The organism is Aeromicrobium sp. CTD01-1L150, assembly GCF_041951745.1.
Taxonomy (GTDB): domain Bacteria; phylum Actinomycetota; class Actinomycetes; order Propionibacteriales; family Nocardioidaceae; genus Aeromicrobium.
This window is the reverse complement of the sequence record NZ_CP169555.1, coordinates 2026629-2050818: the sequence shown is the minus strand read 5'-3', so window position 1 is coordinate 2050818 and position 24190 is coordinate 2026629. Positions and strand designations below refer to the sequence as shown.

Genomic DNA, 24190 nt, shown 5'->3' with positions numbered 1-24190 from the left:
CACGCGGCTCACGCCACGGTCCTGTCGGTGCGCCGCCGTAGGCTGGTCGGCATGAGGCCACGCTCAGAGCTCCAGCGGCAGGTCGCGCCGTTCCAGGTCGTCTCGGACTACGAGCCGGCGGGCGACCAGCCCACCGCGATCGCCGAGCTGGAGCGGCGCATCAACGACGGTGTGGACGACATCGTGCTGATGGGCGCCACGGGTACCGGCAAGACCGCCACCACGGCCTGGCTGGCCGAGAGGCTCCAGCGGCCGATGCTCGTGCTGCTCCCCAACAAGACGCTCGCGGCCCAGTTCGCCAACGAGCTGCGAGAGCTGCTCCCGCACAACGCGGTGGAGTACTTCGTCTCCTACTACGACTACTACCAGCCCGAGGCCTACGTCCCGCAGACCGACACCTACATCGAGAAGGACTCCTCGGTCAACGACGAGGTCGAGCGGCTGCGGCACTCGGCCACGTGGTCGCTGCTGTCACGTCGCGACACCATCGTCGTCGGCACGGTCTCGTGCATCTACGGACTGGGCTCGGCCCAGGAGTACCTCGAGCGGATGATCACCTTCCGGGTCGGTGAGGACCGCCCCCGTGAGGAGCTGCTGCGCACCCTGGTGCAGGCGCAGTACGTCCGCAACGACGTCGCGTCCACCCGCGGCACCTTCCGGGTCAAGGGGGACACGCTGGAGGTCTTCCCCGTCTACCAGGAGATGGCGGTGCGGGTGGAGTTCTTCGGCGACGAGATCGAGCGGCTCATGACGTTGCACCCGCTCACCGGCGAGGTGCTCAGCGAGGACACCGAGCTCTCGGTGGGCGCCGCTACCCACTACGCCGTCGGGCCGGACATCATGACCCGCGCCATCGCCAGCATCGAGGCCGAGCTCGCCGAGCGGCTGGAGGAGCTGGAGTCGCAGAACAAGCTGCTGGAGGCCCAACGCCTGCGCATGCGCACGACCTACGACCTCGAGATGATGCAGCAGGTTGGCACGTGCGCGGGGATCGAGAACTACTCACGGCACATGGACGACCGTGCACCGGGCAGCGCCCCCAACTGCCTGCTGGACTACTTCCCGGAGGACTTCGTCCTGGTGGTCGATGAGTCGCACGTGACGGTCCCGCAGATCGGTGCGATGTACGAGGGCGACGCGTCCCGCAAACGCACCCTGGTCGAGCACGGGTTCCGCCTGCCGAGCGCCATGGACAACCGCCCCCTCATGTGGGGCGAGTTCCTCGACCGGATCGGCCAGAGCGTCTACCTCTCGGCGACGCCCGGCTCCTACGAGATGGACAAGACCGGTGGCGAGGTCGTGGAGCAGATCATCCGGCCGACCGGCCTCGTCGACCCGGAGGTACTGGTCAAGCCCACCAAGGGTCAGATCGACGACCTCATCGCACAGATCCGCGAGCGGACGCAGCGGGGCGAACGGGTCCTGGTCACCACCCTCACCAAGAAGATGTCCGAGGACCTGACCGACTATCTCCTGGAGTCCGGCATCCGCACCCGCTACCTGCACAGCGAGGTCGACACCCTGAGGCGGGTGGAGCTCCTGCGCGAGCTGCGCATGGGCGAGTACGACGTCCTGGTGGGCATCAACCTGCTGCGCGAGGGCCTGGACCTTCCCGAGGTGAGCCTGGTGGCGATCCTCGATGCAGACAAGGAGGGGTTCCTGCGTTCGGGACGCTCGCTCATCCAGACCATCGGCCGCGCGGCACGGAACGTCTCCGGGCAGGTCATCATGTACGCCGACACGATCACCGACTCCATGGAGACGGCGATCGAGGAGACCAACCGGCGCCGCGAGAAGCAGGTCGCCTACAACACCGAGCGAGGCCTCGACCCGCAGCCGTTGCGCAAGAGGATCGGCGACATCACGGACATGCTGGCTCGCGAGGACGCCGACACCTCCACGCTCCTGGCAGCCACGGGCGACCACCAGCGCAAGGGCGCACCGGTGCCGCTCGGTCAACACACGGCCGACCTCGCCGACATGCCCTCGGGCGATCTCGCAGCGCTCATCGAGCAGCTGAGCGAGCAGATGCACACCGCCGCGGCAGAGCTGCAGTTCGAGGTTGCCGCCCGGCTGCGCGACGAGATCGGTGAGCTCAAGAAGGAGCTGCGCGGCATGCTCGAGGCGGGTGTGTGACGCAGGCCGCGTCTCTGCGTGCAGAACGGGGGCCGCTTTCGATCGAGATCGACCCCGAGCGCGGGGGACGCCTGGTCTCGTTCGTGGCGTACGGTCACGAGCTGCTGTCCATGCAGAGCATCCCCGGCGTCGAGGACTCCGTGGCCCACGGCTGCTACCCGATGGTCCCGTGGGCCGGACGCATCCGCGACGGATCGCTGCGCCGGCACGGACGGCAGTGGCAGCTCCCCGTGGCGCCGGACGGTCATGCGTTGCACGGCCTGGGTCGCGACGTCGTCTGGGAGCAGATCGGCCCGTGGGAGCTTCGCACCGAGCTGGCCGAGCCCTGGCCGGTTCGAGGAGAGGCGCGGCTGGCCTACGCGCTCACCGAGGACCGCCTGCACATCCGGCTGCGCTGGGACGGTGGCGGCCCGGGAGCCTCGCTCGGCCTGCACCCCTGGTTCCGTCGTGTCGTCGGTGGGGTGGTGGCCTGCCTGGAGCTCCACCCCCTCGACCAGGTGCAGCGCGGTGACGACGGCCTGCCCACGGGCCGGATCATGGCGCCGCAGCCTGGTCCGTGGGACGACTGCTTCACGCTCGCGACCCCGCCACGGATCATCTGGCCCGGTGTGACCGGGCTCACCCTGTACTCCGACGCCGACTGGTGGGTCGTGTTCACCGAGCCCGAGCACGCACTGTGCGTCGAGCCGCAGACCGCACCGCCGGACGCCTTCGACCATCCACGCTGGGAGTCGTGCCTGGACGCCACCGAGGTTCGGCTCACGATGGTCGTGGAGGATCTGCGCGTGTAGCACCAACCCGCGGGCGGCGCAGGTCCCGGACGGTGCGCCCGGGACGGTGCAGGGCACCCGCCACCACGCCATGCGCGGGACCGTCTGGCGTACGGCGTGGTCGGTCCTGCAACAATAGCGCGTCGGAGGGGAGTATTCCCACACCGCAGTGTCGTCACCACGTCGGTCATCCGCGACCGTCCGGTGCTGTGGGTCGCCACGGCGACGGAAGAGACCTCGGATCATCCCTGGACCGGAGGAAACCGAGTGAACGTCTCCACCACCGAGTGGGCCATCACCGTCGGCGTCACGATCACCATCATCATCTTCGATGTCATGATCGTCGCCCGCAAACCGCACGAGCCGAGCGCCAAGGAGTGCGCGGCGTACCTGTCCTTCTACGTCGGACTGGCCATCGCTTTCGGCATCTGGACCTTCTCCTACCACGGCTCGCAGTACGGAGTGGAGTTCTTCGCCGGCTGGTTGACCGAGTACAGCCTGTCGATCGACAACCTCTTCATCTTCATCCTGATCATGGCCAGCTTCGGTGTGCCCAGGAAGTTCCAGCAGGAGGCCCTGATGGTGGGCATCATCATCGCGCTGGTCTTCCGTGCGATCTTCATCGCGCTCGGCGCCGTGGCGATCAACAACTTCTCGTGGGTCTTCTACATCTTCGCTGCCTTCCTGCTCTACATCGGCTTCAAGCAGCTGAGGAGCTCCGACGACGAGGGCGAGGCGGAGAACGCAGTCGTCCGAGTCGCTCGCAGGCGGCTGCCGATGACCGACCGTTGGGACGGGCTGAAGCTGGTCGTGAAGGAGAACGGACGTCGGCTGATCACGCCGATGTTCCTGGTCATTATCGCCCTCGGCACGACCGACCTGATCTTCGCGCTCGACTCGATCCCCGCCATCTACGGGCTCACCAAGGAGCCGTACCTGGTCTTCACCGCCAACGTGTTCGCCCTGATGGGTCTGCGTCAGCTGTACTTCCTGCTCGGCGACCTGCTCAAGCGTCTGGTGTTCCTGTCCCAGGGTCTCGGGGTGTTGCTGTCGTTCATCGGCATCAAGCTGCTGCTGCACGCGCTGCACGAGAACGAGCTGCCGTTCATCAACGGCGGCGAGCACGTCCCGGTGCCGGAGATCCCGACGCTGCTGAGCCTCGGTGCCATCGTCATCATCCTGGGAGTCACCGCCATCGCCAGTCTCTGGTACTCCAACAAGCACCCCGAGAAGGTCGACGCCCGGCCGGCGGACAAGGACACCTCCGCCGGGGACGCCCGCGGCTAGGAGAGCGCACGGAAGTCGCCTGACTCGAGGACCGCAGACACCGTCCGGGTGGGCCGACGGGCACGTCCCGTGGACCTGACGACGAAGTGCACGAGCGGTCACGTCCACGGACAGTGCCGCTGCCGCGCTCCGGCCGCCGGGTGACCAGCTCGACCCGGCTCGCAGTCGTCAGCCTGGCAACACTTGTCCCGGTTGGGCGTGCGATGCAACTGGTTCCGTTAGTCTCGGGGTGTGCTGGACATCCGCCCCCGCGTGCGCACTGTTCTGGGCCGACTCGCCGTCCGACGCATCCGTCGTCAGGGGATCGACCTGTCCAGGCTTTCCTTTGTCCCCGAGGGGGCGACCATGCCGCTGCTGCGGGAGGGCACCGATCCCGACTCGGGACTGGGACGGCTGCGCGAGGCGGGCGGCCTGCACCGGCTGCCGCTGCCGTTCGACTTCGACGTGTGGCTCGTCCCCGGCCACGCCGATGCGCGCACCGTGCTCACGGACCGCTCGAGCTACTCCAACGACATCCGCCACCTCTTCCATGGCGACGGACCGGCGACGTCCGACGACATCGGCGGCCTCGGATTCACCGACCCGCCCCTGCACACCAGGCTCCGCAAGATCATCACGCCGGAGTTCACGATGCGTCGGCTGGCCCGTCTGGAGCCGATGATCGAGCGGATCGTGCACGAGTCGATCGACGACCTGGTCGACGCGGGCTCACCGGCAGACCTCGCTGCCCACCTCGCCTTCCCGGTGCCGTTCCGCACCATCTGTGAGCTGCTCGGGCTGGCCTACGAGGACCGGGAGGCCTTCGCCCGCCTGGGCAGCGAGCGCTTCGACGCCACCAACGGCGCAGCTGCTGCCTTCGGGGCTGTCTCCGCGCAGCGCGAGTTTCTCTTCGACGCCGTGGCACGGCAACGTCGCGAGCCCGGCCCGGGACTCATCGGACAGATCATCCGTGACGAGGGTGACGCGATCAGCGACGTCGACCTCGCAGGACTGGCCGACGGCGTCTTCACCGGGGGGTACGAGACGACCGCCGGCATGATCGCCATGGGGACCCTCGTGCTGCTGCGTGATGAGAAGCACGTCGACCTGCTGCGGTGCGGAGAGCGCGAGGACGTCGACCGCGTCGTGGAGGAGCTGCTGAGGTACCTCTCGGTGGTGCAGGTGGCGTTCCCGCGGTTCGCCAAGCAGGACATGGAGGTCGGCGGTCAGCCGATCCGCAAGGGCGACGTCCTGATCCCGTCCCTGAGCGGAGCCAACCGGGACCCGGCGTCCGCGGGGGACCGCGCCGAGGAGTTCGACCCGTTCCGCGTGCCGAGCAGCGCGCACCTGGCCTTCGGGCACGGCATCCACCGCTGCATCGGGGCCGAGCTGGCCCGCATGGAGCTGCGTGCGGTGTTCCCGGCGCTGTTTCGCCGGCTGCCGGACCTGGCGCTCGCCGTGCCGGCCGAGGACCTCAGCTTCCGTCAGCTGTCATTCGTCCACGGCATCGACCAGCTGCCCGTCCGCTTCTCCTGACTCAGCACCGACTCGAGCCGTTCGGCGAGACCTTCACCAACGCCGCTCGCGCCACTCGCCCAGGTGGGGCCGTTCAGCGCCGAGCGTCGTGTCGCTGCCGTGCCCCGGATAGACGTGCGTGTCGTCGTCGAAACGTCCGAAGAGCTTGTTCTCCACGTCGTCGATGAGGCTGTCGAAGTCTTGCTCGGACCAGGTCTTGCCCACGCCTCCGGGGAACAGCGAGTCGCCCGTGAACAGGTGCACGATGCCGTCCGGGTCGTCGTACGCCAGGGCGATCGAGCCGGGGGTGTGACCCACGAGGTGGATGACCTCCAGCTCGCAGGAACCGACGCGCACGCGGGCGCCGTCCTCCAGCCGGACATCCACCGCCACGGGCAGCTCATCGGCGTCATGCTCCCCGGCCACGGTCTGTGCGCCGGTGGCGAGCACGACCTCCTCCAGGGCCTGCCAGTGGTCGCCGTGCCGATGGGTGGTGACGACCCGCGCCAGGCCCTCGGTGCCGTTCTCCGCCCACGGCCCGGAACCCCCGCCGGTGCCGATCAGCTCCAGCAGCGTGTCCGCCTCGTTCGCCGCATCGATCAGCACCTGCTCGCCGGTGAGCGTGCACCGCAGCAGGTAGGCGTTGTTGCTCATCGGACCGACGGCCACCTTGGTGATCCGCAGGTCGCCGGCCTCCCGGACGTCGGCGGGCCCGCCGACCTCCACTTCTCCCGTGTACGTCATGTCACCACCGTAGGGCGAGCAGTCTCACGCCCGCTCAGCGCATTTGTGTCGGAGGGGAGCGCTACGCTCGAAGGGCCCGACGTCCCAGCCAAGAATCGCCATCAACAGGAGCTCAGTGACCAAGCGCGCCTCCCGTCGCTCCGGCAGCACGCGTCCCTCCGGCCGGGGGAGCACCGACACCCTCGTCGTGCGCGGTGCCCGTGAGCACAACCTCAAGGACATCTCGCTGGACCTCCCGCGCGATTCCCTCATCGTCTTCACCGGACTGTCCGGCTCCGGCAAGTCCTCCTTGGCGTTCGACACGATCTTCGCCGAGGGTCAGCGGCGCTACGTCGAGTCGCTCTCGGCCTATGCTCGCCAGTTCCTGGGCCAGATGGACAAGCCCGACGTCGACTTCATCGAAGGACTCTCACCCGCGGTCTCCATCGACCAGAAGTCCACGTCCCGCAACCCTCGATCCACCGTCGGCACCATCACCGAGGTGCACGACTACCTGCGTCTGCTCTACGCCCGCGCCGGACGTGCGCACTGCCCCGAGTGCGGCGAGCCCATCACCCGGCAGACGCCGCAGCAGATCGTCGACCGCATCCTCGCGATGCCCGAGGGCAGCCGCTTCCAGGTGCTCGCGCCGGTGATCCGTGGTCGCAAGGGCGAGTACACCGAGCTGTTCCGCCAGCTCCAGCAGCAGGGATTCAGCCGTACCGTGGTCGACGGAGAGGTGCACAACCTCGCCGACGAGCCGCCCAAGCTGGCCAAGCAGAGGAAGCACACGATCGACGTCGTGGTGGACCGGCTTCAGGTCAAGGAGTCGATGCAGCAGCGGCTCACCGAGTCGGTCGAGACCGCGCTTGCCCTGGCCGACGGCCTCGTGCTGGCCGACTTCGTCGACGCGGCCGACGATGACGAGCACCGGGTGCGGCGGTTCTCCGAGAAGCTCGCCTGCCCCAACGACCACCCGTTGGCCGTCGATGAGCTCGAGCCCCGCTCGTTCTCCTTCAACGCCCCGTTCGGCGCCTGTCCCGAGTGCCATGGTCTCGGCACCCGCATGGAGGTCGACCCGGAGCTGGTCGTGCCCGATCCCGGCAAGTCACTCCAGGAGGGCGCGATCTCCCCATGGAGCTACAACCAGGTCTCGGAGTACTTCCTGCGGATCACGCAGTCCCTCGCCGAGGAGCTGGACTTCACCACCGACACGCCGTACGGCGAGCTGCCCGATGAGGTCCAGAAGATCCTGATGCACGGGCACCCGGACAAGGTGCACGTGCGGTACAAGAACCGTTATGGCCGCCAGCGTTCGTACTACACGGCCTTCGAGGGAGCGGTGGCGTTCGTGGAGCGTCGGCACGCCGAGACCGAGTCCGAGACCAACCGTGAGCGGCTCGAGAGCTTCATGCGAGAGGTCCCGTGCGGCGAGTGCGACGGTACCCGCCTCAAGCCGGTGATCCGTGCCGTCCTGATCGAGAACCCCACCATGGGGCCGAAGAACATCGCCGAGGTCTCCAACCTGACGATCGCCGAGGCCGCGGAGTACCTGTCCGACCTGCAGATGAGCGACCGTGAGCGGCAGATCGGCGAGCAGGTGCTCAAGGAGATCCACGAGCGCCTGCGGTTCCTGCTCGACGTCGGCCTGGACTACCTCAGCCTCGATCGTGCCGCGGGATCGCTGTCCGGCGGTGAGGCGCAACGTATCCGTCTGGCCACCCAGATCGGCGCCGGGCTGGTCGGGGTCCTGTACGTGCTGGACGAGCCGTCCATCGGCCTGCACCAGCGTGACAACCACCGGCTGATCGAGACGCTGGAGCGGCTGCGAGATCTCGGCAACACCCTCATCGTCGTCGAGCACGACGAGGACACCATCCGGGCCAGCGACTGGGCCGTAGACATCGGCCCCGGTGCCGGCGAGCACGGAGGGCAGGTACTCGTCTCCGGGCCGGTCGATGAGCTGCTGAGCTCACCGGACTCGCTCACCGGGCGTTACCTCTCGGGCCGCGAGGCGATCCCCGTGCCCGAGGTGCGTCGGCCGCGTGACCCCGAGCGCGAGGTCACCGTGCTGGGGGCACGGGCCAACAACCTGCAGGACGTGGACGTCACCTTCCCGCTCGGTCAGCTCGTGGCCGTCACCGGGGTCTCCGGCTCGGGCAAGTCGACGCTCGTCAACGACATCCTCTACACGTCCCTGGCGCGTCAGCTGCACGGTGCGCGCAGCATCCCGGGCCGGCACCGGACCATCACCGGCGTGGACGGCGTCGACAAGGTCATCCACGTCGACCAGTCACCCATCGGACGGACGCCGCGCTCCAACCCGGCCACCTACACCGGTGTCTTCGACCACGTCCGCAAGCTGTTCGCCCAGACGCCCGAGGCCAAGATGCGCGGGTACCAGCCGGGCCGGTTCTCCTTCAACGTCAAGGGCGGCCGCTGCGAGGCGTGCTCGGGCGACGGCACGATCAAGATCGAGATGAACTTCCTCCCGGACGTCTACGTCCCCTGCGAGGTCTGTCACGGTGCGCGGTACAACCGCGAGACCCTCGAGGTGCACTACAAGGGCAAGACGATCGCCGAGGTCCTCGACATGGCGATCGAGGAGGCCGTCGAGTTCTTCGAGGCCATCCCGGTGATCGCACGTCACCTGCGCACCCTGGTCGAGGTGGGGCTCGGCTACGTGCGACTCGGCCAGCCTGCCACGACGCTCTCCGGCGGTGAGGCGCAGCGGGTCAAGCTGTCCGCCGAGCTGCAGAAGCGGACGTCGGGCCGAGCGCTCTACGTCCTGGACGAGCCGACCACTGGTCTGCACTTCGAGGACATCCGCAAGCTGCTCGGCGTCCTCGGGCGCCTGGTCGACGCTGGCAACACGGTGATCGTCATCGAGCACAACCTCGACGTCATCAAGACGGCTGACTGGATCCTCGACCTGGGCCCGGAGGGCGGCAGCGGCGGCGGACAACTCATCGCCCAGGGCACCCCCGAGGACGTCGCCGCCAACACCGCCAGCCACACCGGCCACTTTCTCGCCCCTCTGCTGGAGAGACAGTCCTCCTGATTCCCATGAGTTCATGGGAATCAGGTGGCGACTCCTGGTTTTCTGTTGCTCACCCCGGCTTGCAAAGGCCGGTGAGCAACAGAAGACCGGGGTGAGTGACAGCGCCATCCTCGGAGTCAGGCGATGTGCCGCCGACCGCGGCCGTACAACCGGTGCGAACGTTCGAGGTCGTGAGCCAGTCGTGCACCGGTGTGTTCCGAACGATCGGGCTGGACCTCGGCCCAGGTGCTCCTGGTCATGCCGAGGTCCAGTGAGCGGATGCGGTCCTCACGCACCTTCTCCCGAACCACGACGTCGCTGGCGTCCTCCCCGGGACGCAGGTCTCGCCAGTACTTGCGCAGGCCGTCGAACTCTCCGCAGTGACGGTAGAGCTCCCACCCGAGGTCGGTGAAGGCGATGACGTCGCCCTCAGCGTCCGTGACCGGTACCTGGGTGTCCGGGCGGGGCAGCTTCGCCTCGAAGCAGGTGAACCTGAAGAGCGTCTCGCCGGGATTCTCCGCGCCCCCGTCGGCGAGCCGCACCCACAGGCGGGCCGACCTCGCACCCGGCCAAGCCCGGTATCGGCCGGACTGGTCAGCCAGGTGTTCCGGGAGGATCAGGCCCTGGTGCAGGGCAGAGTCCATCACGACGAGGGCTCCTCGCGCGCTGCTCATGCAGGCGACCTCCCAGACCGCACGGGACGGACACACCACGAGTCGTTCGTCGACCACCATGAGGTCCGCGGGCAGCGGGCGGGCGTCGTGGTGCACGACGTTGGACTCCCGGCGTCCCGAACCGCCGTCGAGCCGCACGAGGTGGACTGCCGAGAGGTCCACGTCGTAGAGCTCGATGCCGTGCACGGCGGCCGCGCTGTGGTGTGACAGCGCAACGGAGCCTGCGGGAAACTTGTCGATGACGGAGCGGGCGAGGACGACGTGTCGCTCCTGGGCCTGCAGCGGATCCCACGTGTTGGCGAAGGCATAGGTGCCCACGCGGATCCGCCGCAGCTCACCGCGAGCCATGGCGTGGCGGATCATCTCGTCCGACCCGGCGTTCTGCAGGATGTCGGCTCGGTGGAGGTATCCACCGTTGTGTGTGGCGAGGCTGCGGAGGTGGTCGTCCATGCGATCAGCGTCGCGGAGGACGAGCTGCCCTGGAATGCCCCGGCCGTCGTCCTGTGGATGCAGGACACCTCACTCGATGCTTGTGGACGGCGTGGCGGGTCGGCGTCTCTCATGCGAGCATGCGGACCGCCCGACGTGCCCTCAGCTCACCCCGGTTCTCTGCTGCCCACCCCGGCTTGCCAACGCCGGTGAGCAGCAGAGAACCGGGAGAAGTCACCTGATTCCCAGGAACTCATGGGAATCAGGGGGATTGGGTGTGCGCGCGAAGTGTGTCGGCTCGCGCTCGTAGGGTGGTGCCGTGGCGGATCCAGCGACCTACAGACCTCGGCCCGGGGAGATTCCGACCCGGCCCGGCGTGTACCGCTTCCGCGACGAGCGCGGTCGGGTCATCTACGTCGGCAAGGCCAAGTCGCTGCGCGCCCGGCTGAGCTCGTACTTCCAGGACGTCGCCGGTCTGCACGAGCGCACCGCCCGCATGGTCACCAGCGCCGCGTCGGTCGACTGGACGGTCGTCGACACCGAGGTCGAGGCACTGCAGCTGGAGTACACCTGGATCAAGGAGTTCGATCCGCGGTTCAACGTCAAGTACCGCGACGACAAGAGCTATCCGTGGCTCGCCGTCACGGTGGGTGAGGAGGTCCCGCGGGTCCAGGTCATGCGCGGCAAGCAGCGCAAGGGGGTGCGCTACTTCGGTCCCTACGGACACGCCTGGGCCATTCGCGACACCGTCGACACCCTCCTGCGGGTCTTCCCGATGCGCTCCTGCTCGCCAGGCGTCTACCGGCGGGCTGCTGCCATCGGACGCCCGTGCCTGCTGGGTGACATCGGCAAGTGCGCGGCCCCCTGCGTGGGCCGGGTGACTCCGCAGGAGCACCGCGAGATCGTCGATGACTTCATGTCCTTCATGGCCGGCAACACCTCCGGCTTCACCCGTGGCATCGAGCAGCAGATGAAGGAGGCGGCAGCCGACCAGGAGTACGAGCTCGCCGCCAAGTACCGCGACGACCTCGCCGCCCTGGAACGCGTCCTGGAGAAGCAGACTGTCGTCCTCGGCGACGGCACCGACGCCGACGTCCTCGGCTTCGTCGACGATCCCCTCGAGGTGGCGGTGCAGATCTTCTCGGTGCGAGCCGGGCGCATCCGCGGTCAGCGTGGCTGGGTGGCCGACAAGGCCGACGAGGCGCCGTTCGCCGAGCTGGTGCAGCGGGCGATCGTGACGCTGTACGAGGAGTCGGCGGCCTCGGCGGTGCCCCGGCAGATCCTCGTGCCGGAGCTGCCGTCCGACGTCGACGTCGTCACCGAGCTGCTCTCGGAGCTGCGCGGAGGCCCGGTCACCATTCGCGTGCCGCGGCGTGGAGACAAAAAGCGCCTCATGGAGACGGTCGAGCACAATGCCCAGCAGTCCATGGCACGGCACAAGCTCAAGCGGGCGGGGGACCTCACGGCACGCAGCCAGGCACTGGAGGAGCTGCACGAGATGCTCGAGCTGCCCGAGGTCCCGCTGCGCATCGAGTGCTACGACGTCTCCAACCTGCAGGGAACGGAGATCGTCGCCTCCATGGTGGTCTTCGAGGACGGCCTGCCGCGCAAGGGGGAGTACCGACGCTTCACCATCCGCCATGAGGGCCAGAGCGACGTCGCGGCCATGGACGAGGTCATCACGCGGCGGTTCCGTCGGCTCCTGAAGGCACAGGCCGAGCAGGGCCAGGAGGGCCCCCACGGGGGCGTCGAACCAGGCATCGACCCCGAGACCGGGCGTCCACGCAAGTTCGCCTACTCGCCGAACCTCGTGGTGGTCGACGGCGGTCCGCCCCAGGTCGCGGCGGCCAAGGCGGCCATGGAGCGGCTCGGCATCACCGACGTCGCCCTGTGCGGGCTGGCCAAGCGTCTGGAGGAGGTGTGGGTGCCTGGCGAGGAGGACCCGGTCATCCTGCCGCGCACGAGCGAGGGCCTCTACCTCCTGCAGCGCGTCCGCGACGAGGCGCACCGCTTCGCCATCGCCCACCACCGTCAGCGCCGCGCCAAGGCCATGACGGGCAGCGCCCTGGACGATGTCCCGGGGCTGGGCCCGGCCCGGCGCAAGGCCCTCATGAAGCACTTCGGATCGGTCAAGAAGATCCGGGCAGCCACGGCCGAGGAGGTCGCGCAGGTGGAGGGCATCGGGGCGGCTACGGCAGAATCGATCGTGGCGGCGCTCGCCGCTGAACCGACCGGCCCGGCGGTCGACACGGCCACCGGAGAAATCGTGGAGGACACATGAGCGAGCGCCAGGGAGCGAGACGATGACCAAGCTCACGAACTTCGTCCTCGTCACGGGCATGACCGGCGCCGGCCGTGGCACGGCGGCCAAGGCGTTGGAGAAGCTCGGCTACTACGTCATCGACAACCTGCCGGCCTCCCTGCTGGACTCTGCCGTGACGACGGTCGAGGACGGTGACGAGGTGGACCGGCTCGCCGTCGTGGTGGACTCACGGTCCGGGACGTTCTTCGACGGCACGGTCGATGCCCTGGAGCGCCTTCGGGAGCGCGGGTTGCGGGCCAAGATCCTCTACCTCGAAGCCTCCGACGAGGTTCTCGTGCGACGCCAGGAAGCGGCTCGCCGCCCGCACCCGCTCAGCCTGGAGGGGCGGCTGCTGGACGGGTTCGACCGCGAGCGTGAGCTGTTGCGCCGTCTGCGAGGCCGCGCCGACCTCGTGGTCGACACCTCCCAGCTCAACGTCCACCAGCTCGCCCAACGGATGCGCGCGGCCTTCGAGGAGGGTGAGGACGGCCTGCGGGCGTCCGTGGTGTCCTTCGGGTTCAAGTACGGCATCCCGATCGACGCCGACATGGTCGCCGACATGCGGTTCCTGCCCAACCCGCACTGGGTCCCGGACCTGCGGCCCATGAGCGGGCTCGACGAGCCGGTGCGCGAGTACGTGCGCCGCCAGCCGCGCGCCGAGGAGTTCCTGGACTCCTACGAGGCCCTGGTCTCCCTGCTCACCGACGGGTACCTGCACGAGGACAAGCGGTTTCTCACCATCGCCATCGGTTGCACGGGAGGGCGGCACCGCAGCGTGGCGATGGCGGAGGCGTTCGGTGAACGTCTGCGCGCCCACGACGTGAGGACGCTGGTCGTGCATCGGGACCTGGGGCGCGAGTGAGCGGCGTGCGGGTCGCGGCGCTCGGAGGGGGTCACGGGCTGGCTGCGAGCCTGTCCGCCCTGCGCCTGCTCGACACCCGGCTCACCGGCATCGTCACGGTGGCCGACAACGGGGGATCGTCGGGCCGTCTGCGCAGCGAGCTCGGCATCCTGCCGCCCGGGGACCTGCGGATGGCTCTCTCGGCTCTGTGTGGCGACGACGAGTGGGGACGCCGCTGGGCCGACGTCCTGCAGCACCGCTTCGGCGGGGAGGGGGCGCTGAACGGCCATGCGGTCGGCAACCTGCTGATCGCCGGCATCTGGGACATCCTCGGCGACCATGTCGACGGACTGGACCTCGTCGGGCAGCTGCTCGGGGCCCGGGGACGGGTCCTGCCGATGTCGGCCGTGCCTCTGGACGTGGAGGCCGACGTCCACCTGCACGAGGCCCCTGACCGGCTCACCGTGGTCCGGGGGCAGGCGCAGGTGGCCACCGTGGAGGGTCAGGTGGTCAGCGTGCGCCTGGACCCCCACGACCCGCCGGCGCGCCCGGAGGCGGTGCGGGCCGTGCACGAGGCGGACTGGGTGGTGGTGGGGCCGGGCTCGTGGTTCACCAGCGTCATGCCCACGCTGCTCGTGCCGGCGTTGAGGGACGCTCTGCTTCAGACGCCGGCCCGGCGTGCGCTCGTGCTCAACCTGCAGGAGCAGGCAGGCGAGACCGAGGGGCTCTCGCCGTCGGACCACCTGGAGGTCCTCGCCGCCCACACCCCGGGGCTGCGGCTCGACGTCGTCGTCGCGGACACCACCGCGGTCGACGAGGGTGGGGTGCTGCGCAACGCGGTGGCCGAGTTCGGTGCAGAGCTGGTCACGGCCGACCTTGCACGGAGCACCGCCCTGGACCAGCACGATCCCGCGCGCCTGGCCGATGCCTTCTCGACGTTCTTGAACCCGGGCATAGAGTGACGCTGACCGGAGGATCCAGGGACTACGGAGGACGCACGTATGGCCATGACGGCGCAGGTGAAGTCGGAGCTCGCCAGCACGACGGTGTCCAAGGCGTGCTGTCGCAAGGCCGAGGTCTCCTCGATCCTGCGGTTCGCCGGCGGACTGCACATCGTGGCCGGCTCGATCGTGGTGGAGGCCGAGCTCGACACCGGGGCCGCGGCACGGCGGCTGCGCAAGGACCTCGCGGACGTCTACGGTCACGACAGCGAGGTCGTCGTCATGCAGGGCAACAACCTTCGCAAGGGCACCCACTACGTCGTCAGGGTCGCCAAGGACGGTGAGGCCCTGGCCCGCCAGACCGGTCTGGTCGACTCCGGCGGGCGTCCCGTGCGCGGTCTGCCGCCGCAGGTCGTCTCGGGGTCCTCCTGCGACTGCGTCGCGGCCTGGCGCGGCACGTTCCTCGCGCACGGCTCCCTCACCGAGCCGGGGCGATCGTCGGCGTTGGAGGTCAGCTGTCCGGGACCGGAGGCGGCGCTGGCGCTCGTCGGCGCGGCGCGACGGCTCGGCATCCAGGCCAAGGCCCGTGAGGTGCGCGGCGGCGACCGGGTCGTCATCCGCGACGGCGAGGCGATCGGCGCGCTGCTGACCCGGCTCGGTGCGCACGAGTCCCTTCTCGCCTGGGAGGAGCGCCGGATGCGCCGTGAGGTGCGGGCCACCGCCAACCGGCTCGCCAACTTCGACGACGCCAACCTGCGCCGCTCGGCGCGCGCGGCCGTGGCGGCAGGCGCCCGGGCCGAACGGGCGCTGCAGATCCTCGCCGAGGACGTCCCGGACCACCTCAAGATGGCCGGCGACCTGCGGGTGACGCACCGCCAGGCCAGCTTGGAGGAGCTCGGTCAGCTGCACGACCCGCCGCTCACCAAGGACGCCATCGCGGGCCGCATCCGTCGCCTGCTGGCCATGGCGGACAAGCGCGCTGAGGAGCTGGGGATCGCGGGAACCGAGTCCAGCATCAACGACGACCTGCTGCCCGACGCCTGAGAGCCGCGTCGCGGGGTCGCTCAACATGACCTGAGCGTGTCGGTGTCGCCGGTGACTCGATAGGCTGGCCCCGTACCCGACCTCGATCTTCAGGAGCACCTCGCCGTGACCGTTCGCGTGGGCATCAATGGCTTTGGCCGCATCGGCCGCAACTTCTTCCGGGCGGCCCGTGCCGCCGGCGCCGACCTCGAGATCGTCGCCGTCAACGACCTGACGGACAACAAGACTCTGGCGACGCTCCTCAAGTACGACTCGATCCTCGGTCGCCTCGATGCCGACGTCACCCACGACGACGACTCGATCACCGTCGGGGGCCAGCGGATCGCTGCCTTCGCCGAGCGCGACCCGGCCAAGCTCGACTGGGCGTCCGTGGGTGCCGACGTCGTCGTGGAGTCCACCGGCTTCTTCACCGACGCCACCCAGGCCAAGGCCCACGTGGACGGTGGCGCCAAGAAGGTCATCATCTCCGCGCCCGCCAAGAACGAGGACATCACGATCGTGATGGGCGTCAACCACGAGCTGTACGACGGCGAGCAGCACACGGTCATCTCCAACGCCTCCTGCACCACCAACTGCCTCGCGCCACTGGCCAAGGCGCTCAACGACACGATCGGCATCGAGCGTGGCCTGATGACCACGATCCACGCCTACACGCAGGACCAGAACCTGCAGGACGCTCCGCACAGTGACCTGCGACGGGCCCGTGCCGCCGCGCTCAACATCGTCCCGACCTCCACCGGCGCCGCCAAGGCCGTGAGCCTCGTGCTGCCCGAGCTCAAGGGCAAGCTCGACGGGTACGCACTGCGTGTGCCGGTGCCCACCGGCTCGGCCACCGACCTGACCTTCACGGCGAGCCGTGAGACGACGGTCGAGGAGATCAACCAGATCATCAAGGACGCCTCCGAGGGTCCCCTCAAGGGCTTCCTCACCTACACCGAGGACCCGATCGTCTCCACCGACATCGTCACCGACCCGGCGTCGAGCATCTTCGACTCCGGCCTGACCAAGGTGATCGGCGACCAGGTCAAGGTGGTCTCCTGGTACGACAACGAGTGGGGTTACTCCAACCGTCTCGTCGACCTCGTGACGCACGTCGGCGCGTCCCTCTGAGCACCACCGTGAGGACCATCGCCGATCTTGGGGGCGACCTGCGCGGCCAGCGGGTGCTCGTGCGCAGCGACCTCAACGTGCCGCTCGACCCCGCGCCGGCAGGCGCATCATCGGGCAGGGCCACGATCACCGACGATGGGCGGGTGCGTGCGAGCGTGCCCACCATCAAGGCGCTGGCCGAGGCCGGAGCGAAGGTTCTCGTGACCGCCCATCTGGGCCGTCCCCAGGGAACGCCCGACCCGGCGTTCACGCTGGCCCCCGTGGCCGAGCGGCTCGCAGAGCTCCTGGGCGCCCCGGTGCTGTTCGCCAACGACACCGTCGGCCCCGAGGCGCAGCGGATCGCTGCGGCGCTGCAGGACGGTCAGGTCGCCGTGCTGGAGAACGTCCGCTTCAACGCGGCGGAGACCAGCAAGGACGATGCGCAGCGGGGTGCCTTCGCCGACGATCTCGCTGCACTGGCCGACCTCTTCGTCTCCGACGGGTTCGGCGTGGTGCACCGCAAGCAGGCAAGCGTCTACGACGTCGCCAGCCGGCTGCCGGCCGTCGTGGGTGGTCTCGTGCAGGCCGAGGTCGAGGTGCTCCGGCGGCTCACCGAGTCTCCTGAGCGTCCCTACGTCGTGGTGCTGGGTGGCTCCAAGGTCTCCGACAAGCTCGGCGTGATCGACCATCTCATCGAGCGGGCTGACAGCCTGCTCATCGGAGGCGGCATGGTCTTCACCTTCCTCAAGGCCCAGGGCCACGACGTCGGCTCCTCCCTGCTGGAGGCCGACCAGGTCGACGTCGCCCGCGGCTACATCGAGCAGGCGGCGGCCAGGGGTGTGGACCTCGTGCTGCCCACGGACGTCGTCGTCGCACCGGAGTTCGCGGCCGACGCGACGCCCACCACGGTGGCGGCCGACGCCATCCCGGCCGACCAGATGGGCCTGGACATCGGGCCGGAGTCCGCGACGCACTTCGCCGACGTGGTCCGCGGGGCCCGCACCGTGTTCTGGAACGGTCCCATGGGCGTGTTCGAGTTCGACGCCTTCGCCGCCGGCACCAAGGCCGTCGCGCAGGCACTCACGCAGGTCGACGGGCTGTCCGTCGTCGGTGGTGGCGACTCCGCCGCCGCTGTGCGTACGCTCGGGTTCGCCGACGACGCCTTCGGGCACATCTCCACCGGTGGTGGGGCCAGCCTGGAGTACCTGGAGGGCAAGACCTTGCCCGGCCTGGCCATTGTTGAGGAGAGTCGATGACGCGCACACCGCTGATGGCGGGCAACTGGAAGTCCAACCTGAACCACCAGGAAGCCGTGGTGCTCGTCCAGAAGCTGGCCTGGACGCTGCAGGACAAGTCGCACGACCCGGCCAAGGCCGAGGTCGTGGTGATCCCACCCTTCACCGACCTCCGCAGTGTGCAGACGCTCGTCGACGGCGATCGCCTGAGCATCCGCTACGGCGCCCAGGACGTCTCTGAGCACGACGGTGGCGCCTACACCGGTGAGATCTCCGCCGCGATGCTCGCCAAGCTCGGCTGCGCCTACGTCGTCGTCGGGCACTCCGAGCGTCGCGAGCACCATGGCGAGAGCGATGCCGTGGTGAGCACCAAGGCCACGAAGGCCCTTGCCGCGGACATCACCCCCATCGTGTGCGTCGGCGAGCCCCTGGAGGTTCGTCAGGCCGGGCAGCACGTCGCGCACACGCTGGAGCAGGTCACCGGGTCCCTGGCCGGCCTGTCGGCCGAGCAGGTGGGCTCACTGGTCATCGCCTACGAGCCGGTCTGGGCGATCGGCACCGGTGAGGTCGCCACGGCCGAGGATGCCCAGGAGGTCTGCGCGGCGATCCGCGAGCACATCGCACAGACGGTCTCTGCCGAGGCCGCCGACAGTCTGCGTATCCTGTACGGCGGATCGGTCAAGGCGGGCAACATCGCTGCGATCATGGCAAAGTCCGACGTGGACGGCGCACTGGTCGGGGGTGCGAGCCTGCAGGCGGAGGAGTTCGCTGCCGTTGCCCGGTTCTACGACATGCCGAACCTCTCGGTCTAAAGGAATCCCGTGATCCTCTTCTTCTCCATCGTCCTGACGCTGGCCAGCCTGCTGATGATCGTCCTGATCCTCATGCACAAGGGCCGCGGCGGCGGACTGTCAGACATGTTCGGCGGCGGTGTCTCCAGCTCGCTCGGCGGCTCGTCTGTCGCTGAGCGGAACCTTGATCGGATCACCGTCGGAGTGGCGATCGTCTGGGCGGTCGCCGTCGTCTCTCTCGGCCTGCTGATGAAGGTGGGCGCCTGATGGCCACGGGAGCGATCCGTGGCAGCCGCATCGGCTCCGGCCCGATGGGCGAGGCCGAGCGCGGCGAGGCGGCACCGCGCAAGGCTGTTGAGTTCTTCTGCGTCAACGACCACGAGACGGTGCTCACCTTCTCCGCCGAGGCCGAGGTCCCCGAGTCGTGGGACTGCCCGCGCTGCGGCATGCCGGCCAGCGTCGACTCCGACAACCGTCCTGACGCGCCGCGGACCGAGCCGTACAAGACCCATCTGGCCTACGTGAAGGAGCGACGCTCCGAGGACGAGGCCGCGACCCTCCTCACCGAAGCACTGGAGACGCTGCGCTCCAAGCGCAAGTCGGGCGAGATCATCTTCTGAGGCTCTCGACGGCCGAGGATTCAGGGCAAGCCTGAGGCGGCGTCCGCGTCGAGGAGCCACAGCGTCTCCGCGCTGCCGCGCACACCGCGGGCGGGTGTCTCCTCCAGGCTGCCGTCGGCTGCGAGCGCCCGGGCGACCGCGCCTGCCTTGCCGTCCCCGGCGACGAGGAACCACACGGCCTCGGTCCGGTTGAGGGCGCGGAAGGTCAGGCTGATGCGCTCCGGCGGTGGCTTGGGTGATCCGAAGACCTCCACGACGTCCCGCTCGGACTCGTGCAGCTGCGCGAACCCAGGGAACAACGACGCCACGTGCCCATCCGGGCCCATGCCGAGAAGCACGAGGTCGAAGGGGCCGTCGGGCAGGGTCTGGGCGTACTGGTCGGCCGCCTCGGCCAGCGACTGGTCGCACCCGTGGGCCGGCATGGAGTGGACGTGCTCGGTGGGCACTGCCAGCCGGCGCAGGAACGCGTCCGCGGCCTGGCGGTCGTTGCGGTCCTCGTGTCCGGCCGGGACGAACCGTTCGTCGCCGAACCAGAGCTCCACGTCGGCCCAGTCCGCACGATCGGCCCGCAACCGCTCGTAGGCGGCGAGTGCGATCGTCCCACCGGTCAGGACGACGCGCGGACGCCGTCGCTCGGACTGGATCGTGGCGATGCGGTCCTCGAGGCGCCGGGCGATCGCCTCGGCGAGCTCGACGGTGTCGCCGTGGCACTCCGCCGCGTCCTTCGCCCCGCCGGTCATCGGGGCGCCTGGGTCTCGTTCATGCGTCCTCCAGGAGGTGGGCGACGGTGGCGCCGTAGATGTCGTCGGCGTCGAGGCGACGCAGGTCCTCGGCCAGCAGCTCGGCCAGGCTACGGGCCCCGAGGGGAACCTCGCGCGGTGCAGAGCCGGGAACGCTGAACTCGCACGAGGCGTCGTCGAGGCGCTGGATGCAGACGTCCCCGGCCTCGGTGTGCAGGGCGACCCGGGAGATCTGCTCCGTGTCCCCGCGACGCTCGGTGATCGGTACCCGCAGACGACTGCTCAGCCATGCGGCCAGGAGTCGTGCCGCAGGGTTGCCCGCGCCGGCCTCCACGACACCACCGGTGACCGGGCGCGCGGACTGGTCGAGGGCTGCGGCGAGCAGTGCCCGCCACGGCGTCAAGCGGGTCCAGGACAGGTCGGTGTCTCCGGCGGCGTAGTTGCGGGCCGTGGCCTTGAGCGTCCTCACCGGCGAGTCCGAAGCCTCGGCGTCGGTGAGCCGGCGCCGCGCCAGGCGGCCGATCGGATCGGCCGAGGGGTTGGTGGGCGGCTTGCCCGGCCACCACACGACGATCGGGGAGTCGGGCAGCAGCAGGGGCAGCAGGACCGTCTCGGCGTGCTTGGTCAGCGGCCCCGACAGCCGCAGCAGGATCGACTCGCCCGCGGTGTCCTCGCCCACCCGGACGGTGGCGTTGAGCCGCGGCTGGCCACGACCGTCACCCAGCACGATGCCGATGATGCGCGAGGGGTGCTCCCGGGAGAGCACACCGGCGGTGCGCAGCGCCTCGCCCACGGACTCCTCGTCGGTGACGACGAGCAGGGTGAGGACCATGTCCATGGCGGGGGAGCCGGCATTGACCCGTGCCCGCACCATCGCCTTGGCGACCTCCGAGGAGGTGGTGTTCTCCAACGAGATGCGCATCAGGGCCTCCGCCAGGTCCGGCCGTCACGGGCGAGCATGCGCTCGGCCGACGCGGGGCCCCACGTGCCGGCCGTGTAGGTGTCGATCGACTTCTGCTTGGCCCAGTACTCGATGACTGGGTCGAGGATCTTCCAGGACAGCTCGACCTCCTCGTGCTGCGGGAACAGCGGTGGGTCGCCGAGCAGGACGTCCAGGATCAGGCGCTCGTAGGCCTCGGGGCTGCTCTCGACGAATGCGCCACCGTAGGCGAAGTCCATCAGCACGTCGCGGATCTCCATGGCGGTACCGGGCACCTTGCCGCCGAAGCGCAGGGTGACGCCCTCGTCGGGCTGGATGCGCATCACCAGGGCGTTCTGCCCCAGGTCCTCGACGTCGTTCTTGCTGAACGGCTGGTGAGGTGCACGCTTGAACACCACCGCGACCTCGGTGACCCGGCGGCCCAGACGCTTGCCGGCGCGCAGGTAGAAGGGCACGCCGGCCCAGCGCCGGGTGGCGACGTCGATGCGCACCGCCGCGTACGTCTCCGTGGTGGAGCCTGCCGGGATGCCCTCCTCCTCGAGGTAGCCGGCCACGTGCTCGCCGCCGGCCCATCCGCCCACGTACTGGCCTCGTGCGGCGTGCAGGTCCATGCGGGGGGCGGGGCGCGCATTGGCGAGGATCTTCTGCTTCTCGATGCGCAGGCTCTCGGCGTTGAAGGAGACCGGCTCCTCCATGGCGACGAGCGCCATCAGCTGCAGCAGGTGGTTCTGGATCACGTCTCGTGCGGCGCCGATGCTGTCGTAGTAGCCCGCGCGGGTGCCGATGCCGATGTCCTCGGCCATCGTGATCTGGACGTGGTCGACGTAGTGGCTGTTCCACACCGGCTCGAACATCTGGTTGGCGAACCGGAACGCCAGGATGTTCTGCACCGTCTCCTTGCCGAGGTAGTGGTCGATCCGAAAGACGTTGTGCCGCTCGAAGACGTCGTCCACGGCGGCGTTCAGGGCCCGGGCCGAGGCGAGGTCGTGTCCGAAGGGCTTCTCGATGACGACACGGCGCCATCCCTGGCTCTCCTCGGCCAGTCCGTGCCGGTGGATCTGACGCACGACGATCGGGAACAGGGTGGGCGGGATCGAGAGGTAGAAGGCGTGGTTGCCCCCGGTGCCCTGCTGCTCGTCGAGCTCGTGCATCGTGGCGACGAGACGTTTCCAGGCCTCGTCGTCGTCGAACTCTCCCGGCACGAACCTGATGCCGGCGGCCAGCTGGTGCCAGACCGTCTCGCGCCACGGCGTGCGGGCCCCAGCCTGGGCAGCGTCCTTGATCATGGCGGCGAACTCCCCGCCGGTGAAGTCGTGCCGGGCGAAGCCGACGAGCGCGAAACCTGGTGGCAGGAGGCCGCGGTTGGCGAGGTCGTAGATGGCGGGGATGAGCTTCTTGCGCGCGAGGTCCCCGGTGACACCGAACATGACGATGCTGCAGGGGCCGGCGATCCGCGGGAGCCTGCGGTCACGGGGGTCGCGCAGCGGGTTGGTGCCCCTCCGGCTGGCGGCGGGGCTCACGACAACAGCTCGCGAAGCGTCGGCAGGGCCGACGCGACGTCACGCAGGTGCAGACGCAGCACGGGGCGCCCGTGCTCGCGCAGTACCGCGGCGTCGCCGGCGGCCTGGGACGCGATGAAGTCGCCGAACGTGAAGTCGCGCCCTGGTACGGCGAGGTCCTCGCGCGGCTCGCGGGTGAGCTGCAGGAAGACACCTGTCGGCGGCCCACCCTTGTGGTACTGCCCGGTGGAGTGCAGGAACCGCGGTCCCCAGCCGAACGTGACGGGCCGGCCGGTCCGTGTGGCGAGCAGCTCACGGAGCTCGGCCACCTGCGGCTCCTGCGTCCGGTCGAGGTACGCCTGGATCGCGACGTAGCCCGTCTCGGGATCGAGGTTGGCCAGCAGCTCGTCGACTGCGCCGGTGAGCTCGGCGGCACCGGTTCCGTGGGCCTGGATGCCGAGCTCCACGACGTCCGGCTCGTCGTCACCGGCGGTGTCGCCCAGACGCTCTCGTGCCGCCTGCTTGGCGCTCTCCACATCGGGCTGGTCGAAGGGATTGATGCCGATGACCCGGCCCGCCACGGCGACGGCGGCCTCCCACAGCAGCAGCTGCGCGCCCAGCGGTCCCGTGGCCGAGGCGCTCCAGTGTGACGTGCTGTCGGGCGCCACGGATGTTCCGGTCGCGACGACGAGGGAGTCGGCGGTGGCCGGGGCGAGGTTCGGGGAGTCGGGGGAGGGCACCACCACCGGCAGGATGCCGCGCCCCAGCTTGCCGGTGGACTCTGCGACGAGCTGCTCGATCCAGTCACCGATGCCGGAGCGGTCGTCCAGGACCAGCTTGTCGACCCCGGCCAGTGCGGCGACACCCAGGACGGTTCCCAGCCGTAGCGCCGGGTTGTCGGGGGAGTCGGCCGCAAGGTCGGCCTGCACTGCCTCCGCCTCGTCGAGCAGATCTGCCACCGGCGCTCCGGCCAGCCCGCTCGGCACCAGACCGAAGGCGGTCAACGCCGAGTAGCGTCCTCCCACCCCCGGGTCGGCGTGGACGACGCGGTAGCCGGCCTGCGCGGACTGCTCGGCCAGCGGTGAGCCCGGGTCGGTGACGACGACCAGGTGCTCGGCGGGGTCCAGGCCGGCGTTGCGGAGGGCCTGCTCGTAGGCACGACGCTGGCTGTCGGTCTCGACGGTGCCTCCGGACTTGCTGGAGACCACCACGACGCTGCGCTCGAGCCGGTCGTTGATGGCTGCTCGCACGGCATCGGGCTGCGAGGAGTCCAGCACGGTCAGCTCGACGTCTGCCGCGCGACAGATGACCTCCGGCGCAAGCGACGACCCACCCATGCCGCACAGCACGACGTGGTCCAGGCCTCGATCCAGGAACGTCTGACGGAGCGCCTCGATCTCGGCCACGAGCGGCCGCGACGACTCCGCGAGCGTGGTCCACTCCAGCCGCTTGGATGCCTCGTCCTGCGCCTGCGGACCCCACAGCGTGGGATCCTTGGCGAACAGCCGCGACGCGACACGGTCCTCGATGGCCTCGCCCAGGGCGCTCTGCACGCGCTCGAGGGTCTCGGGAGAGGCGATGACGTCGAGGCCCAT

General features: G+C 69.4%; 20 protein-coding genes. 14 read left to right on the top strand and 6 right to left on the bottom strand.

Features of this window, described 5'->3' with window-relative positions; translation table 11 throughout:
• Nucleotides 1–51: 51 nt before the first annotated feature.
• The 4 genes from uvrB to ACEVFP_RS10180 all read left to right on the top strand — a co-directional run bounded on the left by uvrB (nucleotide 52) and on the right by ACEVFP_RS10180 (nucleotide 5708).
• Nucleotides 52–2136 carry an excinuclease ABC subunit UvrB gene (gene uvrB, locus ACEVFP_RS10195; RefSeq protein ID WP_374999350.1) on the top strand — a complete coding sequence of 695 codons (2085 nt, stop codon included), beginning with the start codon at nucleotides 52–54 and terminating at the stop codon, nucleotides 2134–2136.
• Entirely contained in the window at nucleotides 2133–2927 is a 795-nt protein-coding gene (locus ACEVFP_RS10190) for an aldose 1-epimerase (RefSeq protein ID WP_374999349.1), read from the top strand. The genes uvrB and ACEVFP_RS10190 overlap by 4 nt, the downstream gene beginning before the upstream one ends.
• 246 nt (nucleotides 2928–3173) lie before the next feature.
• Nucleotides 3174–4193 carry a TerC family protein gene (locus ACEVFP_RS10185; protein ID WP_374999348.1) on the top strand — a complete coding sequence of 340 codons (1020 nt, stop codon included), beginning with the start codon at nucleotides 3174–3176 and terminating at the stop codon, nucleotides 4191–4193.
• Nucleotides 4194–4424: 231 nt separating this feature from the next.
• Nucleotides 4425–5708 (top strand): cytochrome P450, encoded by a 1284-nt coding sequence (locus ACEVFP_RS10180; RefSeq protein WP_374999347.1) that lies wholly within the window; start codon nucleotides 4425–4427, stop codon nucleotides 5706–5708.
• Between the two features lie 33 nt (nucleotides 5709–5741).
• Here ACEVFP_RS10180 and ACEVFP_RS10175 read toward each other — a convergent pair whose 3' ends face one another.
• Nucleotides 5742–6431: an MBL fold metallo-hydrolase gene (locus ACEVFP_RS10175; protein ID WP_374999346.1), complete on the bottom strand. Its 690-nt coding sequence runs from the start codon at nucleotides 6429–6431 to the stop codon at nucleotides 5742–5744.
• Nucleotides 6432–6546: 115 nt separating this feature from the next.
• Between ACEVFP_RS10175 and uvrA the strand changes: the two genes are divergently transcribed.
• Nucleotides 6547–9471: an excinuclease ABC subunit UvrA gene (uvrA, locus tag ACEVFP_RS10170; RefSeq protein ID WP_374999345.1), complete on the top strand. Its 2925-nt coding sequence runs from the start codon at nucleotides 6547–6549 to the stop codon at nucleotides 9469–9471.
• Nucleotides 9472–9587: 116 nt separating this feature from the next.
• On the opposite strand, the gene ACEVFP_RS10165 is transcribed toward uvrA, so the two are convergent.
• The gene (locus tag ACEVFP_RS10165; RefSeq protein WP_374999344.1) at nucleotides 9588–10574 is read right to left on the bottom strand and encodes a hypothetical protein; all 987 of its coding nucleotides are present in this window, start codon (nucleotides 10572–10574) and stop codon (nucleotides 9588–9590) included.
• A 298-nt stretch (nucleotides 10575–10872) separates the two neighbouring features.
• On the opposite strand from ACEVFP_RS10165, the gene uvrC reads away from it, so the two are divergent.
• From uvrC to ACEVFP_RS10120, 9 genes are all read left to right on the top strand, one after another.
• Nucleotides 10873–12834, top strand: coding sequence for an excinuclease ABC subunit UvrC (gene uvrC, locus ACEVFP_RS10160; RefSeq protein ID WP_374999343.1), 1962 nt, complete (start codon nucleotides 10873–10875; stop codon nucleotides 12832–12834).
• 22 nt (nucleotides 12835–12856) lie between these two features.
• Entirely contained in the window at nucleotides 12857–13717 is an 861-nt protein-coding gene (rapZ, locus tag ACEVFP_RS10155; RefSeq protein WP_374999342.1) for an RNase adapter RapZ, read from the top strand.
• Nucleotides 13714–14658, top strand: a complete 945-nt coding sequence (gene yvcK / locus ACEVFP_RS10150) for a uridine diphosphate-N-acetylglucosamine-binding protein YvcK (RefSeq protein WP_374999341.1) — start codon at nucleotides 13714–13716, stop codon at nucleotides 14656–14658. The genes rapZ and yvcK overlap by 4 nt, the downstream gene beginning before the upstream one ends.
• A 39-nt stretch (nucleotides 14659–14697) precedes the next feature.
• Nucleotides 14698–15681, top strand: a complete 984-nt coding sequence (gene whiA / locus ACEVFP_RS10145) for a DNA-binding protein WhiA (RefSeq protein WP_374999340.1) — start codon at nucleotides 14698–14700, stop codon at nucleotides 15679–15681.
• A gap of 105 nt (nucleotides 15682–15786) precedes the next feature.
• Nucleotides 15787–16791 (top strand): type I glyceraldehyde-3-phosphate dehydrogenase, encoded by a 1005-nt coding sequence (gene gap / locus ACEVFP_RS10140; RefSeq protein ID WP_374999339.1) that lies wholly within the window; start codon nucleotides 15787–15789, stop codon nucleotides 16789–16791.
• Nucleotides 16792–16799: 8 nt separating this feature from the next.
• Nucleotides 16800–18026, top strand: a complete 1227-nt coding sequence (locus tag ACEVFP_RS10135) for a phosphoglycerate kinase (protein ID WP_374999338.1) — start codon at nucleotides 16800–16802, stop codon at nucleotides 18024–18026.
• Entirely contained in the window at nucleotides 18023–18817 is a 795-nt protein-coding gene (gene tpiA / locus ACEVFP_RS10130) for a triose-phosphate isomerase (protein WP_374999337.1), read from the top strand. The genes ACEVFP_RS10135 and tpiA overlap by 4 nt, the downstream gene beginning before the upstream one ends.
• Nucleotides 18818–18826: 9 nt before the next feature.
• Entirely contained in the window at nucleotides 18827–19063 is a 237-nt protein-coding gene (gene secG / locus ACEVFP_RS10125; protein ID WP_374999336.1) for a preprotein translocase subunit SecG, read from the top strand.
• Nucleotides 19060–19416, top strand: coding sequence for an RNA polymerase-binding protein RbpA (locus tag ACEVFP_RS10120; RefSeq protein WP_375003804.1), 357 nt, complete (start codon nucleotides 19060–19062; stop codon nucleotides 19414–19416). Before secG ends, ACEVFP_RS10120 begins: the two co-directional genes overlap by 4 nt.
• A gap of 20 nt (nucleotides 19417–19436) precedes the next feature.
• Here ACEVFP_RS10120 and pgl read toward each other — a convergent pair whose 3' ends face one another.
• From pgl to ACEVFP_RS10100, 4 genes are read right to left on the bottom strand one after another with little or no spacing between them, the layout of a single operon-like run.
• Nucleotides 19437–20156 (bottom strand): 6-phosphogluconolactonase, encoded by a 720-nt coding sequence (gene pgl, locus ACEVFP_RS10115; protein ID WP_374999335.1) that lies wholly within the window; start codon nucleotides 20154–20156, stop codon nucleotides 19437–19439.
• 19 nt (nucleotides 20157–20175) lie between these two features.
• Nucleotides 20176–21078 carry a glucose-6-phosphate dehydrogenase assembly protein OpcA gene (locus ACEVFP_RS10110; RefSeq protein ID WP_374999334.1) on the bottom strand — a complete coding sequence of 301 codons (903 nt, stop codon included), beginning with the start codon at nucleotides 21076–21078 and terminating at the stop codon, nucleotides 20176–20178.
• Nucleotides 21078–22616 carry a glucose-6-phosphate dehydrogenase gene (gene zwf / locus ACEVFP_RS10105; RefSeq protein WP_374999333.1) on the bottom strand — a complete coding sequence of 513 codons (1539 nt, stop codon included), beginning with the start codon at nucleotides 22614–22616 and terminating at the stop codon, nucleotides 21078–21080. The genes ACEVFP_RS10110 and zwf overlap by 1 nt, the downstream gene beginning before the upstream one ends.
• Nucleotides 22613–24190, bottom strand: a complete 1578-nt coding sequence (locus ACEVFP_RS10100) for a glucose-6-phosphate isomerase (RefSeq protein ID WP_375003739.1) — start codon at nucleotides 24188–24190, stop codon at nucleotides 22613–22615. The genes zwf and ACEVFP_RS10100 overlap by 4 nt, the downstream gene beginning before the upstream one ends.

Bases quoted from the DNA above. Each gene is read 5' to 3' on its own strand.
- uvrB (WP_374999350.1), top strand. From the start codon at position 52: ATGAGGCCACGCTCAGAGCTCCAGCGGCAGGTCGCGCCGTTCCAGGTC.
- ACEVFP_RS10175 (WP_374999346.1), bottom strand. From the start codon at position 6,431: ATGACGTACACGGGAGAAGTGGAGGTCGGCGGGCCCGCCGACGTCCGG.
- ACEVFP_RS10165 (WP_374999344.1), bottom strand. From the start codon at position 10,574: ATGGACGACCACCTCCGCAGCCTCGCCACACACAACGGTGGATACCTC.
- rapZ (WP_374999342.1), top strand. From the start codon at position 12,857: ATGACCAAGCTCACGAACTTCGTCCTCGTCACGGGCATGACCGGCGCC.
- whiA (WP_374999340.1), top strand. From the start codon at position 14,698: ATGGCCATGACGGCGCAGGTGAAGTCGGAGCTCGCCAGCACGACGGTG.
- tpiA (WP_374999337.1), top strand. From the start codon at position 18,023: ATGACGCGCACACCGCTGATGGCGGGCAACTGGAAGTCCAACCTGAAC.
- pgl (WP_374999335.1), bottom strand. From the start codon at position 20,156: ATGACCGGCGGGGCGAAGGACGCGGCGGAGTGCCACGGCGACACCGTC.
- ACEVFP_RS10110 (WP_374999334.1), bottom strand. From the start codon at position 21,078: ATGCGCATCTCGTTGGAGAACACCACCTCCTCGGAGGTCGCCAAGGCG.
- ACEVFP_RS10100 (WP_375003739.1), bottom strand. From the start codon at position 24,190: ATGGGCCTCGACGTCATCGCCTCTCCCGAGACCCTCGAGCGCGTGCAG.